At 29.0% G+C, this 17,644-nt stretch carries 12 protein-coding genes and 1 tRNA gene; 4 read left to right on the top strand and 9 right to left on the bottom strand.

Translation table 11 applies throughout. From position 1 onward, the window contains the following. Positions 1-56: 56 nt before the first annotated feature. The 6 genes from P161_RS0107840 to P161_RS0107815 all read right to left on the bottom strand — a co-directional run bounded on the left by P161_RS0107840 (position 57) and on the right by P161_RS0107815 (position 7,788). On the bottom strand, positions 57-1,640 hold the full coding sequence (locus P161_RS0107840) for an ATP-dependent DNA ligase (protein WP_026776464.1): 1,584 nt from the start codon (positions 1,638-1,640) through the stop codon (positions 57-59). Then, the gene (locus P161_RS0107835) at positions 1,637-2,662 is read right to left on the bottom strand and encodes a ligase-associated DNA damage response exonuclease (protein ID WP_026776463.1); all 1,026 of its coding nucleotides are present in this window, start codon (positions 2,660-2,662) and stop codon (positions 1,637-1,639) included. Before P161_RS0107835 ends, P161_RS0107840 begins: the two co-directional genes overlap by 4 nt. Positions 2,663-2,746: 84 nt before the next feature. Further along, positions 2,747-3,148: a VOC family protein gene (locus P161_RS0107830; RefSeq protein ID WP_368086206.1), complete on the bottom strand. Its 402-nt coding sequence runs from the start codon at positions 3,146-3,148 to the stop codon at positions 2,747-2,749. A gap of 118 nt (positions 3,149-3,266) precedes the next feature. Beyond that, complete coding sequence (locus P161_RS0107825) at positions 3,267-5,621, bottom strand: DUF2357 domain-containing protein (RefSeq protein ID WP_026776461.1); 2,355 nt, start codon at positions 5,619-5,621, stop codon at positions 3,267-3,269. After that, positions 5,618-7,267 carry an McrB family protein gene (locus P161_RS18245; RefSeq protein ID WP_051605699.1) on the bottom strand — a complete coding sequence of 550 codons (1,650 nt, stop codon included), beginning with the start codon at positions 7,265-7,267 and terminating at the stop codon, positions 5,618-5,620. The genes P161_RS0107825 and P161_RS18245 overlap by 4 nt, the downstream gene beginning before the upstream one ends. Positions 7,268-7,716: 449 nt before the next feature. Further along, a tRNA-Gln gene (locus tag P161_RS0107815) sits at positions 7,717-7,788 on the bottom strand. A gap of 172 nt (positions 7,789-7,960) precedes the next feature. Between P161_RS0107815 and P161_RS0107810 the strand changes: the two genes are divergently transcribed. Then, positions 7,961-11,098, top strand: coding sequence for a DUF2723 domain-containing protein (locus tag P161_RS0107810; protein WP_026776460.1), 3,138 nt, complete (start codon positions 7,961-7,963; stop codon positions 11,096-11,098). 204 nt (positions 11,099-11,302) lie between these two features. Beyond that, on the top strand, positions 11,303-11,719 hold the full coding sequence (locus tag P161_RS0107805; RefSeq protein ID WP_155810443.1) for a hypothetical protein: 417 nt from the start codon (positions 11,303-11,305) through the stop codon (positions 11,717-11,719). 10 nt (positions 11,720-11,729) lie between these two features. Here the strand turns inward: P161_RS0107805 and P161_RS0107800 are convergent, their stop codons facing one another. Continuing rightward, positions 11,730-14,468, bottom strand: a complete 2,739-nt coding sequence (locus P161_RS0107800) for a PD-(D/E)XK nuclease family protein (protein ID WP_026776458.1) — start codon at positions 14,466-14,468, stop codon at positions 11,730-11,732. A gap of 78 nt (positions 14,469-14,546) precedes the next feature. On the opposite strand from P161_RS0107800, the gene P161_RS0107795 reads away from it, so the two are divergent. Together P161_RS0107795 and P161_RS0107790 are read left to right on the top strand one after the other, a co-directional pair. Beyond that, positions 14,547-15,332: an amidohydrolase gene (locus P161_RS0107795; RefSeq protein WP_026776457.1), complete on the top strand. Its 786-nt coding sequence runs from the start codon at positions 14,547-14,549 to the stop codon at positions 15,330-15,332. 71 nt (positions 15,333-15,403) lie between these two features. After that, positions 15,404-15,850, top strand: a complete 447-nt coding sequence (locus tag P161_RS0107790) for a hypothetical protein (protein WP_026776456.1) — start codon at positions 15,404-15,406, stop codon at positions 15,848-15,850. 167 nt (positions 15,851-16,017) lie between these two features. Here P161_RS0107790 and truB read toward each other — a convergent pair whose 3' ends face one another. Both truB and P161_RS0107780 read right to left on the bottom strand, forming a co-directional pair. Continuing rightward, on the bottom strand, positions 16,018-16,716 hold the full coding sequence (truB, locus tag P161_RS0107785; RefSeq protein ID WP_026776455.1) for a tRNA pseudouridine(55) synthase TruB: 699 nt from the start codon (positions 16,714-16,716) through the stop codon (positions 16,018-16,020). 133 nt (positions 16,717-16,849) lie between these two features. After that, positions 16,850-17,644, bottom strand: coding sequence for an undecaprenyl-diphosphate phosphatase (locus P161_RS0107780; RefSeq protein ID WP_026776454.1), 795 nt, complete (start codon positions 17,642-17,644; stop codon positions 16,850-16,852).

Here is a 17,644-nt window from a genome sequence, read left to right as displayed (position 1 = left end):
TTTAAAGTTTAAAATTCAAGATTGGAATCTTGAATTTAGAACATTGAATTTTGAACCTAATTTTGTATTAATGCTTTCACTGATTCAATCGTATCAATATCTTTTACGGTTTTATCTTTTCGCCAACGCTTCATTCTTGGAAAACGCAAGGCAACTCCACTTTTATGACGTTTGCTGTAGGCAATTCCTTCAAAAGCGATTTCGAAAACCAATTCTGCTTTTACAGTTCTTACAGGACCAAATTTTTCGATAGCATTTTTATTTACCCAACGTGAAATTTCCGTAATTTCTTTATCTGTTAAACCTGAATAAGCTTTGGCAACTGTTACTAATTGATCGTCATTTTTAACTGCAAACGTGTAATCTGTGTATTTAGAACTTCTTCTTCCACTTCCTTTCTGAGCATAAATCATTACAGCATCAATTGTTAAAGGATCTACTTTCCATTTCCACCAATCGCCTTTTTTTCTTCCAACATGATATATAGACGATTTTTTCTTCAACATTAAACCTTCAGAATTAAAACTTCTGGCTGCGTTTCTTAAAGCATCTAATTCGTTCCAATTCTCAAATTTAATCACTTCTGATAAATGTAAATTTGTTGCTGTATTTTTAGCAAATAATTGTTCTAATTTTTCACGACGAATTTCCATCGATTGTTCTCGTAAATCTTCATCATCAATTTCTAAAATATCATAAATGTACAAACCAACAGGTACATCTTCTAACAATTTTTTGGTTACATTTTTTCGATTTAAGCGTTTTTGTAAATCGTTAAAAAGTAGAACTGCACTATCTTTTATGGCTAAAATCTCGCCATCAATTACAAAACTTCCTTCTAATTTTGAAACTGATTCCACCAATTCTGGAAATTGTTCTGTAACCAACTCTTCTCCTCTACTCCAAATAAAAACCTCTTCTTTTCTTTTGATGATTTGCCCACGAATTCCATCCCATTTATACTCAATTTGCCAATCTTTTTCATCACCCAAATCTTGCAATTCTTTTTCCAAAGAATATGCCAAGCAAAAAGGATATGGTTTTGAATTATCGTAATTAATATGTTCACCACCCAATAAATCATCAAAAGAAATGGAATTTGGTGTCCAATTTCCAATAATACTGTGCATTAGTTGATTTGCATCAATTCCAGATAATTTTGCGAGTGCATTTACCAAGGTTTTTTTGGAAACTCCAATTCTAAAACTTCCACCAATTAATTTATTAAAAATTAAACGTTCTTGAGCTTGCAAACCATTCCAAGCTTCTAAGACATATTCCTTTTTTTCTTCGTCTGTTTTTGGTTTTAGGTTGATGAGCTCATCAATCCAAATATGCAGTGGCTTTTCGATTTCATTTTCTGGATTTGGCAATAAAAGTGCAATAGTTTCTCCTAAATCTCCCACTGATGAATAACTTTCTAAAAATAGCCACTCAGGAAGTTGTGTAATTTCCATCACCCAACTTTTCATTAAGTTAGATTTTACAGGTCTGCTTGGTCTTTTTCCTGTGAATAAGGCAATCAACCATAATTTATCTTTGTCTGGGGCAACTTTAAAATACTCAACTAAAGCATCAATTTTTGCAGTGGTTTTATTGGTGATTTCAATAGCGCTAATTAAGTTGGAAAAGTCTTTCATAAATCCGCAGTTTCAGTTTTGGTTTCTTCATCTTTTGCAAATTCATCTTCACCAAATTCGGTTTTTAATTCATACGCTTCAATGCCAATTTCATTTAAATATTTAGAAAAAACTGCTTGCGAACCATGAGTTACATGCACTTTTTCTGCTCCAGTTGCTTTTACAGCTTCTAATAATCCATCCCAATCTGCATGATCGCTAATTGAAAAGCCAGCATCAACACCTTTCCATCTTCTGTTTCCACGAATGTGCATCCAACCAGAGCAAATTGCAGTTGCAGCATTTGGTATTTTTTTTATCATTCTTGAGCCTAATAAAGCTGGAGGTAAAATGACAATTTTATTTTGAATATCGGCTTTTTTGAAATCGTAATTTAATAAAGTTGTTTTTGGTAAATCAATGCCAGAACCAGAAATTGCATTGTTTAAATTATTGATTGCTGAATGCACGTAAATGTCATTTACACCTTCAATCAATTTCATAATTCGTTGCGCTTTGCCTAAACTATACCCTAAAAAAACACTGGTTCTATTATTTGCTTGATTTTGTAAAACCCAATTTGTCAATTCTGTTTGTAATTCTTCTTCAGTTTTCCACTTGTAAATTGGCAAACCAAAAGTACTTTCTGTAATAAATTCGTGGCATTTTACAGGTTCATAAGGTGTGGAAATAAAATCGGGTTGTGTTTTATAATCCCCAGAAAAAACAACTACATAACCTTTGTACTCCAAACGAATTTGAGCAGAACCAATGACATGACCTGCTGGAAAAAAACTTACTTGAACTCCATTTATGTTTTTAGGTTGATTATAGCCTAAACTTTCAATAGAAATTTCTTGCCCAAGTCTATGTTTTATAATTGCTTTCGAATCATTCTGACACAAATAATGCTTATTTCCTGACCTTGAATGATCTGCATGTCCATGAGAAATAATGGCATAATCCACAGGATACCATGGATCTAAATAAAATTTTCCTGGAATACAATAAATACCTTTTTTTGTGAATTTTACAAGTTTCAAATTGAATTAAAAGTTTTTTATAAAAATAATGGATTACAATCTAATGCAATCCATTTTTATAAAGTTTAATATTTTTTTTAGAAATTATTTTTTAGCATTTACCATCCAATGAATTCCAAATTTATCTGTACATCTACCAAACATTCCCCATTCTCTTTCTCTAAATTCATGATGTGTAATTCCTTGATTGCTTAATGTTTTAAAAACTTCTTTAGCTTTATGTTCATCATGCACATCTACACTCATATGCACTTGGTTTCCTGAATTTATGGGTGTATCTGGAGAAGCATCATAGGCCATAAAATGCACACCTTTTCCTTTTAACTCTGCATGCTGCAACTTATCTCTATAAGAATTGGGAACATCTATTTTTTGATCTTTATAGAAAATTCTATTTTCTACTTGCGCATCAAATAAATCTGCGTAAAAATTTAAGGCTTCTTGACAATTTCCATTAAATGCTAAATAGGCTTGTATCTTCATCATTTTTTGTTTTAAGTTACTATTTCTTTTACAAAACTAAATAATGATGTATGTTTTTTTTTGCTGAAAACATATTTATGATAACTGTATCCCTAAAAAATGAGTTTTTACTTCACAAAAGTTAGTGAAATTGATCAATGAGAGATGATAAAGGTTTTATTTTGTTTTTTACCATATAATGTTGATAAGGAAAACGATTTGAACAAATTAACTTTAAATTGTTAGATAGTTTAAAAACTACATTAGTAAAATATTTTTCGTCTTTAGACCACGAAATTGTAAATTCTATATTCTTTTTAATTAAAAATTTATACAATAAGTAGCTAGTTTCATTTGCAATATACAAAGCATTATTTTCTAGTTGATTTTTAAAAAAATACAAGCCTCTTAATGTGGTATATCTAAAACTAAAAATCGGAATTTCAATTTTAGTATCAATTTTTTCTGTTTTATTTTCTAAATTAAAAACAAGGTAGTGTTCTGAGTTTAATTTCCAATTTATACCTGTATCTATAAGATCTTTCTTACTAAGTATTTCCCATCTTTTTACTTTTTTTAATAGTGCTTTAGAACTTTCAGGTTTGGTAAGTAACAAATAAGAAACCTTATAAATACGACTGTTTTTGCTTTTTACAAAAGGGAAATAATACCTATTCTCATTCTCTAAATAGGTCAAACGTTTTTGAAGTGCTTCTTTTTTTAAACGCCCAATTAGTATTCCTTTATCAAAAGTTTCTCTTTCACTTATATATTGTTGATACTGCATTCCAACAATAGCTTGCACATTATTTGTTGTTTCATCGACAATAATATTTCTTATATATTTTTCCAATAAGCCTGATGTTGATGGCAATAATGGAAAGTATTTAGTAGCAGTATCTTCTTTTTTTAATTTTTTAAAATTCGTGTTTTCTGCATTTGAAGGATATAAAATTATCGATTTTAAATCTTTTGGGTTGTTTTGTTTTATCTCATTTTTAATTTCCTCTTGTTCAATATTCTCCTTAAAAAGCAAAAGAGAACTGTCTGTATAATTTGAATTTTCACTGTATTTATTATTGTTTGTAATTTGATAATTTGGATAAAATTGAAATAAAGAAAGGTTCTCTTTTTTAGTGATAAGCTCCATTGTTATTAAAGATTTTTCTTTGTTATATTCTAAAGAAATTTCTTTATGTTCTTTACTTGCCAATTTTATAGTAGTAAGATCATTAACACCTACATTAGCTTTAAATTTTCCATTATGCAAGCCCAAAATATTTTGGTTTGTTATTGTAAAATTTAAAGAATTTTGAATGATATCGAACATCTTAATAAAACACCAATAACCATAGAGATTATCAATTTTTTTGTAATCTACATAACTAAAATCATCCTCTAAAATTTCAAAACCATTTTCTAGTAGTGAATAAATTTGTAACAAATCTTTATACCCTGCTGCTTTGGTTAAGGTTGAAGAAAAGTAGGTTTCTTTTTCAAAATCACCAACTTTACTAAATGGTATTTTATTTAAAAAACCATGTAATCTACTCGTATACGTTTTTATTTTTTGAACTATATTTTCATTATCAGATACACTGTTTTTATGCAAATCTTTTTTTAAGTCGGTTAATCTACTTATTATTTGATTGGCCATATATTTTACAAATCTATTCTCATAATTATCGTAGCTTATCTTTTTTTTAAGTGTTAAAGCATGAGAAAAATAGTGGCCAGAAATCAATTCAATTCCCTCGTCTTTATTATTTGAAATATACTGAGTATTTTTGGTGAGCCATATTTTATTTTTTGATGAAGGTTTTCTTACCTTATCTATTTGTTTCACCTCTTCATCTGTGATAATAGTGTGTTTTGGGTTTCGTTGAATGAGCTCTAAACTTTTTATCAAATCTTCAAATAAAGCATCTAAAACAAACCACCATTTCGTATTAGAAGTAGTACCACTAGATTTATTTTTTATTTTTTTATAGTAGCTTGTAAGCAGTTTAAAACTTAGGTTGTTAACTATTCTAACACAATCCTGTTGTAGCAATTTATATTCTTGCTTATACTGTATATTTTCAGGAAAAACCTCAAAAGTTAATTCTAAAACTACTTTGTCATTAGGAGATAAAATTTTAATTACATGACATCCTATTTCTTCCGTAAACGACAGCTTCGTTTTAAGAGTTCTTATAGAGTGTAGTTGTTTGTTTAATGTTTTAGAATGTGCTACTAGTTTATTATCAAGCCAAAGAGAATATTCTTTTGCATGATTTAGAGGATCTATAATAGCATTAAAAGTAACCTCTTGCCAATCGAATACATAAACTTTTTCAGAATTATTAACAGATTGTTTTTGTCCTAAAATGCGAAGTTCGAAGTTTTTTGTTACTGTCTTAAAATCTTGTAGTCTTTCATTTTCGGATGTAATAATATCAAAGGTTCCATGATTTTTAACAGCATAACTATATTTTTTAGTTTGATTATTTATCATACCCAAAAAGAAGTAAATCGATCTTCATCAAAACGTTCTAGCATAAATAGTAACTTTTCTGTAGATTTCGGATAACTTGATTTTTTAAGAATTGATTTTTTATTGTTCTCTAAGTATTCTAAATCTGGATATGAAGTTGCTATATCCTCGTTAGTAAGTAGGTTTAATAAGCTAATAATTACTTTTTGAGTTCGGTTAGAACTGCCATGAACTCTAGGTAAAATTTTCTGCATAATTTGAAAATCTATAGCTTTTTCTTGTGTTAGCAACTGCTCTTTTTTTGCATAAAGTACATAAAAAATAATCTCATCTCTAACTCTATATGCAAAATGCAGGTTTGCAATTTTGAGTATTTTATTTATTTTTTTCAACATTTCAAGTGGTTCTTCTACCTGCTCTTTGTCTGTTTCAGTAAGTTCTATACTTGCAATATATTCACTTTTTAAATTGGCATTTGTAAAATCTGTAAGCTTTTCAACTTTTTGTTTTTGTGTGTCAATCCAGTCTAATTCTACAGTGTTCATTTCAATTGAATTTGCTCTATCAAGCACTTTTCTTGAAAATGGATAGGTAGTTTCATCCATATTTACAGTTCCTATTAAGTATAGGTTTTCTGGCCAATAAATCGCATCATATAAATTTGCGTTGTTGGCTTCTTTTAATTGATTTTTTAAAAGTAAAAAATCGGTTTTAACTTCACTGGTTTTTGTTCTAAAACGGGTTTCTATAATACTTAAAAAATCTGCAAAATAATGTTCTACTCTTGCTAAATTCATTTCATCAAGAATAAAAAAATGAGGCTTAGTAATATTTTCTTTTGCTTTTATAATGGCTTCTGTAAGGGGTTTAGAAATAAAACTTCCTTTTAAAGAGGTGTACCCAATTAAATCTGAAGCGTCTGTCCAATCTGGTCTTACAGGAATTTGAATTACTTGATCTTTACGCATACCAATGGCTTCTGCAAAGAGTCTTGGAAGCTGTGTTTTACCAGTTCCTGATATCCCTGCTAAAATTACAAAAGGTTTGGTTTTTAATGATAGATAAAAATTGATGATTTCACTTTTTTTAAAGTTGAAACCCTTTTGTTCTATATAAGTTTCTATATGCTCTAAATTAGCTTTTACATTTAAAAAAGTATTAGAAGTTTGATTACTATCGATAAATTCAGTTATTTCCCTTTCAATATTTGACTTACATGTATCAAGTATTTTAGTAAAAGATTCTTTATTACTTAGTGTTTTAAGCTGGTTAATCTTTAATAGTACATTTTTTTTATCAGCTATATGTAAATCATTCGCATATATACATTTTGCTTGATTGGTTTTGATAGATTTCCATTCCCAATTATGTGGTATTTTTAGTATTTCTAAAATTTCAAATCGGGTAATGGAATTCCACTTACCATCAATGTTATCCTTAAAAATTGTATCTCCTTGTTGGGTATTTGTTTCTATTTCTTGAGTATTAGATTTTGTAAATAAAACCCATCCACTAGGTTTATTTACAATAAAAACATAATCATTTAAAGAGAGGTTTTTAAATTTTCCTTCATTCCAATAAAAGTATTTATCGTTATGACTAAAAAGTTTTTCTGCATTTTTTGCTGCATCGCTTTTTATTTCATATACTATAACTTGTGCCGTCATTTAAGATATTTTATTTTTAGCTTCTTTTTAAAAAGAACTTTGTTTATTTGAAGTGAATTTTCTAGGTTTATAATAATCTGGGGTACTTCGCAATTTTAGTGGAAATAAAATTCACAATGCTTTTATTTAAAATTAGATGTCCTAATATTTTTAAACAACTAATTATGCTAATAAAAACGTATTTCACAAAGTTAACAAATAATAACTCTTTAAAAGAGAGTTTAAATATCCATTATCTAAGCCCAAAATTTAGATTTAAAATTGAGGTTATAAATTTGATTTTTAAAATAATAAAGAAGAAAAAAGAAGAAATTATCTACCCAATATATTTGTTTTTTTAACAAACTTTAAAGTTATATTTTTCCTTTAGAGGAAGTCCAATAAGGAATAAACAAGTGGTGTTTAAAAAACAATCCCTTTCAAACATCAATGTTTAAAAGGGACTTTTGTTGGCCCACAAGGACTCGAACCTTGAATGTCGGTACCAAAAACCGGTGTGTTACCAATTACACCATGGGCCAGTGCTTCTTAGCGGATGCAAATTTAATACATTCTTTTAAATTTGCAAACATTTTTTTACAAATTTTATAGTTAACAAAGATTTATGAAGTTATAAATTGTTAGAAAAACAGATAGTACTTAATTTTAATCATATTTATTAGTAAATTCGCCCAAAGATTATTACCTAATTCTATGACGCCACAAAAATTTAAAAAATGGAATATCATCTTAGGGTGGATTACATTTGCTATTGCCTTAATTACCTACTCGCTTACAATAGAGCCTACTGTTAGTGCTTGGGATGTAGGAGAATATATTGCGACCTCTGTAAAGTTAGAAGTTGGGCATCCTCCAGGAGCACCTCTTTTTCAAATGTTAGGTGCATTTTTTGCAATGTTTACAACAGATGTAACAGAAATTGGTAAAATGGTTAACTTCATGTCTGCGTTGGCTAGTGCATTTACCATTTTATTTATGTTTTGGACCATTAGCAATTTAGCTGCTAAATTAGCCGCTAAAACTGGTAATATTTCTAAAGGAAAGAGACTTGCTATTTTAGGTAGTAGCTTGGTTGGTTCTTTAACCTATACATTTTCAGATAGTTTTTGGTTTAGTGCTGTAGAAGGTGAAGTGTATGCAATGTCATCATTTTTAATGGCATTATTATTTTGGTTAGCCTTAAAATGGGAAAGAGAAATATATACAGCTAGAGGCAACAAATGGCTGGTTTTAATTAGTTTTGTAGTTGGTTTATCGTTTGGAGTTCACATACTTTCATTGTTGGTAATTCCTGCAATAGTAATGTTGTACTTCTTTAAAACGTATAAAAACATCAACTTTACAACTTCTGCAATTGCTACTGTATTTTCAGTTTTAGTATTGGTATTGGTCTTTAAGTTCATTTTTCCTTTTACACTAAAATTCTTTAGTGCATCAGAATTATTCTTTATAAATACAGTTGGTTTACCTTATAATTCAGGAAGTATTATTGCTGCCATTATTTTGGTTGCCTTATTTTTCTTCGGATTAAAATACACCCGAAAAAAGAACAAATTAACTGCAAATACTTTAATTCTTTCTTTACTATTTATTATGATTGGTTTTTCTTCTTGGATGATGTTACCAATTAGAGCAAATGCCAACACAACCATCAACGAAAACAATCCTTCAAGTGCGCGTGAATTACTTGCATATTATGAGCGTGAACAATATGGAGATGCCAATGTTTTTTATGATACTTATTACTCTAATAAGTATAGTGATGAAAGAAACAGAAATAACCCTACAAGAGATGATAAACCAAAATATGAGAAAAAAGATGGTAAATATGTAATTGTAAATGTTTACAAAGATGTTTTGCCTAATTATTCTGATAAACACAAAGGTTTTATACCAAGAATGGTGAACCCTGCATCAGAAAAAATGTACAAAAGAATTGCAGGAATTCCAGAAAATAGCCAAAGAAGACCAACGTTTGCAGAAAACATAAAGTTTATGATGAGCTATCAATTTGGCTACATGTATGGACGTTATTTTATGTGGAATTTTGTTGGGCGTCAAAATGATATTCAAGGAAATTTAGACATTTATAATGGAAACTGGATCAGTGGAATTGATGTTGTTGATGAAGCAAGATTAGGTTCACAAAAAATGCTACCTTGGCAAGCTTTATTAAATAAAGGGCGAAACACCTATTATTTTCTTCCCTTAATATTAGGACTTATTGGCTTGTTCTTTCAGATAAAATGGGATAAAAAGAACTTTTTTACACTCTTTTTATTCTTTGCCTTTACAGGTTTTGCCATTATATTTTACACAAACCCAAAACCTTTTGAGCCAAGAGAACGTGATTATGCTGTGGTAGGTAGTTTTTACATTTTTGCAATTTGGGTTGGTTTTGGTGTACTTGCCTTGTATGAATATTTAAAGTATATGGCTTCTAGAAAGCAAATGGCAATGACAGTTAGCATTGCTTGCTTGCTTGCAGTACCAACTTTAATGGCGTATCAAAATTGGGATGATCATGATAGATCTAACAGATATACAACACACTTAAATGCGCAAGCCTATTTAGAAAGTACAGATCCTAATGCAATTATGTTTACCATTGGCGATAATGATACATTTCCTCTTTGGTATATGCAAGAGGTAGAAGGTGTTAGAACCGATGTTAAGTTGATCAATACAAGTCTTTTTCAAACAGATTGGTACATAGACCAAATGAAACGAAAAACGTATAAAGCAGCTCCAATTCCATCACAATTAACACATGATGAATATAAATATGGAACCTTAGATGTTGCTTATTATTTTCCTGAAATATTTCCTCAGTTAAAAGATTCTGTTTTAGAATTAGATAATTTTATGAAGTGGATTAGAAGTGATAGCAAACGTACTTTCTATGATTTAGATGAAGATGGAAATCCAGAGAAAATATTACCAACCAATAAAATAAGAATTCCTGTAAATAAAGAAAATGCTTTAAAATATGGAATTGTGGCTCAAAAAGATGCAGATTTAATTGTGCCTTATATTGATATTACTATTGATAGAGCTCTTGGTAAAAATACCATTTTAATGCTCGATATTTTAAATAATTTCGATTGGAAACAACCAATTTATTTTACAGGTGGTTCAAATACAGATAGCGAATATATTTGGCTAAAAGATTATTTACAATTAGATGGTGTTGCTTTTAAATTTGTACCAATTAAAACTCCAACCAAAATTTATAACGAAAATGGACAGGTAATTCGCGAATTAAGTTTGTTTGATATTGGTAGAATTGATACCGAAAAAATGTACAATAATGTTCAAAAATGGAATTGGAGAAACATTAACGATGGTAAGATTTATTTAGATGAACAAACCAAAAGAAATGCCATTTCTTTAAGAAATAGTTTAATGCGTTTATCATCTGCTTTTGCAATGGAAGGCGATACTATTAAAGCTTTGGAAATTTTAGATTTATCTATAGACAAAATGCCAATTGAAGATTTTGATCATTATAGTTTATCAATGGAATACCCAGAAATGTATTACATGTTGGGCGATCAGAAAAAAGGAAGAGAAACTGCCGAAGATTTAATTCGCTTATTTAAAGAGAAGTTAGTTTGGTTTAGCACTTTTGATGAAGAAGATTTTGAGATGGTTTATGAAGAGTTCGATTTAACGTTTAGATATTTATACAGAGGTATTGTAGACCAAGTTAGGCAATATGATAATGACCGAGAATTTGTCATAGAAATACAAGAAGAATATAATAAAACACTTGGCCTGTTTAATCATATTTTTCCTCAAGAAAGTGAAGAAAAAGATTTAAACCAATAATTAAATTTTAAAAAACCACAAACAGTAAAGTTTGTGGTTTTTTGTTTTCTACTCAGATATCAGTTGTGTATAATTATGACCAAAACCCGAAAAATTATTATAACCATAATTTCAGTTATCATAATTGGATTTACTTATTGGAATACACGGATTCAAATTCAATATTATTTTCTTAAAAAACATGTAATATTTTGGTCTGAAAATTTGGAAATAAAACCATCTGATTTTAAAGCAAAACCAAATTTAAATTCTGATTTAAACGAATCATGGTTTCATGGATTTTATCTTAAAACTACAAATTTAAAAGATGCTGAAGTTAGAGCTTTGTTTGACCAAAATAAATCATGGATAAAGGATACTACAAATTTTAAAGATCTGATGAAATTACAAAAATTACGATTTGATTTATTTGAAAGTTTTGCAAGAAAATTTAATCATGAAATCAATAAAGTCAAATATAATGATGACAAATCATATGCTGATTTAGAAAAAATTGGAGACAGAATTTACGTAGAATTACTGAAAATTGATGATAGTATTTATAATTTCCATTCATCAAGAAAAGCAAAAATCGATTATTGGAGACCAAAAATAGATAGTATGTTAGAAGTGTATAAATAAAACTAAAACCTTAATACTTTAAATCTGCAGGTTCTATAAAAGGAGTTTCTAAATCATATATTTCTTTAAGGTAACTTTTTAATTCTTCAATAAATTCGTCTAGTTTTTCTTGTGTAATTGTGGTTTCAGGATTTCTATAATTTGATGAAAAATTGATAGGTAAAAAGCCACTATTTAAATTTTTAAACGAATAAATTCCAGCTTTTAAGTTTTTAGAAAAATCAAACTTTTTTTCTTGGGCATAACAATACGCATACATTAAAACTTGAATGGCTTTAAATTGTTCTTTTTCTCTTAATTTCTCAAAATCTAGCACTTTTAATTCACTAGCTTGAACCATTCCAGATTTGTAATCAATAATTCTAATTTCGCCATTTAGCTCATCAACTCTATCTACATTTCCATGAATTTTTACAGGAAATTCAAACCCTTCAATAACTATTTCTGCTGATAAATTTTCTTCTGTAGCAATTATTTTTAGTTGATTATGCTCGTCTTTAACCAAGTCTTTTTCTTTGGATAAAAAGTTCGTTACAAATCTGTTAGCAACTTCAAAAATTAATCGGTTTTGTCCTGTAGAAATATCTCCATTTTTGAAATGGATTTTAAAATGTTTCGAAACTAAATCCTTAGCAATTTTTTCCATGGATGATACATTATCAACCTTTAAAAATTCACCCATAAAAGGTTTGTACAACTCATCTAAAGTTTCGTGCACAACAGTTCCTAAGGTATTGTAAGCAACTGTTTCTTCAACATCATCAAATTCCTTGATTCGTACTATTTTCTGTTTGTAAAAAGCAACAGGATTGTATAAATAATTAGTTAAAGAAGAAGGTGAAAAACCAGCTTTTCCTAATTCTTTTAGTCGATTAAAAACTAACTCATTTTTTTCGATGGTTTTTAATTCGGCATTTTGTGCGACAACTTTTGGTGAAATAATTTTCTGAACAATATCTGTTCTCATCATTTCTAATTGCGTTACAAATCTACTTTTTTCACCACTTCCAAAAATATCATGTTCTGTGTTGTATAAAATAAAAACGTTTTTTGCTCTTTGCATCAACCTAAAAAAGTGATACGAAAAAATAGCATCTTTTTCTCTATACGTTGGCAAACCATATTCCACTTTTACATCAAAAGGAATAAACGTATTTTGTTGACTATTGGCAGGCAAAACACCTTCGTTGGCAGACACTAAAATGATGTTTTCAAAATCTAAAACACGTGTTTCTAACATTCCCATCAACTGTAAACCTTTTAAAGGTTCTCCTTGAAAAGACAAACTTTCTGAAGCTATTAACTGATTAAAAAATAACGATAAGGTTTTTAAATCGGTAAAATAATGAAACTCATTTTGCAAAGCTTGCAACTGCGTAAAAACAGTATAAAATCTAAATAAATATTCTTTTTCTAAAGGATTTACCTCCACTTTTAAAAGGTCGATTAAAGTCAGTATTCTATCTATAAAATTTTCAACAGAATCAAAAGGTTTAAACAGGTTTAAAATGATATTTTTTACTTCCGATTTTTCTTCTTTTAGCAAATCGTCCAAATGATTTTTTGCAATAAAAGTCTGATTATCTTTTGCGATTGTTTCCGTAAAATTATCAATCTTAGCAATTAAACCATAAATAGATTGATGCTTAAAAAAACGAATTACATCTTTATAATAAAACTCATTTAAGCTACTTTTCTGTAATTTTTCTTGCGAAATAAACAACTGAAAAATAGAAAATAACAAACTCGTTGTTGGGATATCTTTTAAAGGATACCCCATTGTAATATTAATGGCATCAACATTTTTGGGCAACGAATTTAAGGTAACAGGCAACAAAGTTTCATCAGCTAAAACCAAAGCTGTGTTTTTAAAATCGGTAATTTTTTCTAAAATTTCTCCAGTATATTTTATCTGCGTATTATTTTTTGCAGCACCAATAACTTGAATCTTTTTTGCAGCAGAAAAGGTATCACCTAAAAGTTTTATTTCGTTTTTATCATAATAATTCCAACTACTTTTATATTTTCTGATAAATTTTCCTGCTTGATGATTAGACTTGAAAAAAGTTTCATCTAAATCCCAATAAATTTCTGAAATTCCATTTTGCAATGTTTTTTGAAATAGGAATTCTTCAGCTTTATTCAACGCATTAAAACCGATAAAAAAGAATTTTTTATTGGTGTTTTTAGCTAAAAATTCATCAACTTTTTTACAAGCTTCTCTGTACATTAAACCTTGATAACCGATGTTTTCAGCTAACAAAAATGTATAAAAAGCATCATAATAAATGTTCAGTTTTTCTAAAAAAGAATAATGATCTTTTATCAAAGCTGTTTCTGTAAACGTACCATTTACAGACCATTTTTTAAGGCGTTCAATATCTCTTAAATAGGTGAAAATACCTTTTGTGTTGATTAAGTGCTGATCAATTTCATTAAAATCTTGCAACACTGTTAATGCCCAAGAAGAAAACGTATCAAAAGAATCTGGAGTTTGCTCAACGCTTTTATAAATCGTATAAAAATGAAACAACAACTGAATATTATCTGCTTTTTGAACGCCAGAAATTTGCTGAATAAATTGTTCTATATTTAGCATTTCTGGTAAAAACCCTACCGAAATTTTATCTTTAAAAGTTTGTTTTACAAAGACTTTGGCTCTTTGTGATGGCAAAATAAAAACAACATCCTCAAAAGAATTTGTAGTTTTTAAAATATCATCTATCGTTTCTGAAATAAAAGATTGCATAGAATTTTTGGCATAATTTTGATTTCCTAAATTACAAAAACTTACTTTTATACTTCTATAATCTTTAAATTTATTTTGATGCAAAATGAACTACAAATTGTCGGAATTCAAGCAGATTTAATTTGGGAAAATCCTGCAAAAAATCGTGCTTTTTTTGAAGAACACATAAAGAGTTTGTCAGCAAGTACAGATTTGGTTGTTTTGCCGGAAATGTTCACCACCGGTTTTACCATGAATCCTGAAAAAGTTGCAGAAAAAATGGACGGAGAAACCATTACTTGGATGCAAAAATTGGCATCAAAAAAACAAGTTGCCATTACTGGTAGTTTGGTTATTGAAGACAATAACAAATACAACAATCGCTTGGTTTTTGTGCATCCTTCAGGAAAAACAGAAACCTATGACAAACGACATTCGTTTACCTTGGCTGGTGAACATAAAGCCTACAATTCTGGAGATAAAAAATTGATTGTAACTTATAAAGGTTGGCGAATTTGCCCTTTAATTTGTTACGATTTACGTTTTCCTGTTTGGGCAAGAAACACAGAAAATTACGATTTGTTAATTTTTATGGCAAATTGGCCAGTTACCAGAATTAAAGCTTGGGAAACGCTTTTAAAAGCAAGAGCTATTGAGAATATGAGTTACACAATTGGTATTAATAGAACTGGAAAAGATGCCAATGATTACGAATATTCAGGAAATTCTTTAGTGATAGATTATTTGGGTGAAGAACTCTCTAATTTACCCAAAAATAAGGTTGGTATAGTAAAAGCAACTTTAGTAAAATCGAATCAAAAAGCAATTAGAGAAAAATTGGGTTTTTTAAATGATAGAGATTCTTTTGAGATTAAGATTATTTAGTTTGTAAAAGGTTTTCATTTCCTTTAAATTGCTTTGAAAACTGTTATATTTGATTTTATATAATTCAAATAATGAGTTGGCAAACATTTAAAGAACCGAAAATGAAACTAAAATATTCTGAATCTCATCCCTTGAAATCTTATGAATTGAATGAACAACTTTTAACAAAAGATGAGTTTATTCAAAAGTTTGAAAATTTTGAATGGGAAAATTTATTGAAGTTGCAATTATGTGCGAACGAAATTCAAGTTCATCGCTCACCATCAATAAATTTAGATGATAATGATGGAAAAGGAATATCAGTTTCAATAGTTGGTGAATTAGACGAATATGAATTTTACGTTTGTTTTAAAAGACCAATAACTCGAAAAAAGACAAAATGGTTAGGTCTTGTTCAATACGATTTTTATGATAAAGATTTTTGTAGTGTAATACCTGAACAAACGAAAAAAGATGCATTTGATGCCTTTTTATTTTTTTATGAAAGGAATTTTGATGAATTAGAAAAAAGATGGTAAAAACATAAATAGTTTATTCCTAATCCAAAATGGAACATTAATTTTATTTGTGACTGCACTTATTTTCAACAATATGACCAAACACAGAACATACCCAACCAACAGTAGATTAACAAGATTTTTTAAAAGTAAAGGTTTAAAGAATAAATAATTGGAATAAAATAAAATTAACTACGTTCTCCCAAACTCTCAATAAAACCTTCAATAGAAGTTGCATTTTCAACAGAAAAATCACCAATTTTTGTTCTTCTTAAGGTTGATAAATGTGCGCCTGAATTTAATGCTTTTCCAAAATCGAACGCCAAAGAGCGAATGTAAGTTCCTTTGCTACAAACTACTCTAAAATCTACTTTTGGTAGGTTTATATTAGTGATTTCAAACTCTGTAATCGTTACAGCTCTCGATTTAATTTCGGTAGTTTCGCCTTTTCTAGCTAATTCGTATAAACGTTTTCCATCCTTTTTAATTGCGGAAAAAATAGGTGGCTTTTGCTGAATTGCGCCAATAAACTGTTTTGTAGTTTCTTTTAAAAGGGCTTCTGTTAGATGTTCTGTTGGATACGTTTCGTCGATTTCTGTTTCTAAATCGTAACTTGGTGTTGTTTCACCAACTGTAAAAGTGCCTGTATATTCTTTTTCTTGACCTTGATATGTATTGATTTCTTTGGTTTGTTTACCTGTACAAATAATTAACAAACCAGTTGCTAAAGGATCTAAAGTTCCTGCATGACCAACTTTAATCTTTTTGATTTTAAATCGCTGTTTGATGTGCCAACGCAATTTATTAACGGCTTGGAAAGATGTCCACTCTAAAGGTTTGTCAATCAATAGAACTTGACCGTTTTTAAAATCTTCTTCAGTTCTCAATATCAAGTTATTTTAATGTGAAAATGTAAATTATGTAATAAATTTAATCTAAAAGAGACTCTGCTTTTTTGTAGGATTAATTCGACTAACAATTTTTATGAATTACTGCATAATGCATAAAAATTGAGTTTCACTAACTCAAAAGTGCGTATCCAATAGCAATAAAACCAACTATTGCACAATAGATTGAAAAGTAAGAAAGTTTACTCTTTTTAACGATTGCAATCATCCATTTACAAGCTAATAAACCTGCTAAAAAAGCCGCAATAAAACCTGCTGAAATAGAGATCATTTCTGAGGATTGAAAGTTTAAATCACCACTTAAAACATCTTTACCAATTTTTCCAAAAATTAAAGGAACTACCATCAAAAAAGAAAAACGTGCAGCTCTTGTTCTATCAATTCCTAATAAAACAGAGGTGGATATGGTTGCTCCAGATCTAGAAATTCCTGGTAACATTGCTATGGCTTGCGAAATGCCGATAATTACAGAATTCCAAAAAGAAACTTCTTTATTGGTGTTTTTTGCTTTGTCTGCCAACAATAATAAAACTGCTGTAACTAGCAACATAATTCCTACTAAAAGTATTTTTCCGCCGAAAAAAGATTCTAATTGTTCTTCAAAAAGTAAACCTACAATCACTGCAGGAATCATAGAAATAATTATCTTTAGAGAGAATTTTAATTCATCATTCCATTTAAATTGAAACAATCCTTTAAAAATTTCTGCAACTTCTTTTCTAAAAATAACCAACGTACTTAAAGCTGTTGCAAAATGCAAAACTACTGTAAACGTTAAACTTTCTTCTGGCACAGAAGTATCGCCTAAAATGGCTTTTGCTAATTCTAAATGACCACTAGAGGATACTGGTAAAAACTCGGTTAATCCTTGAATTATTCCAAGAATTATTGCTTCTAAAACATCCAT

The sequence above is a fragment of the Polaribacter sp. Hel_I_88 genome (genome assembly GCF_000687935.1).
Lineage (GTDB): Bacteria > Bacteroidota > Bacteroidia > Flavobacteriales > Flavobacteriaceae > Polaribacter.
The sequence above is the reverse complement of the archived record's forward strand: the minus strand, read 5'-3'. Positions and strand labels throughout refer to the sequence as shown.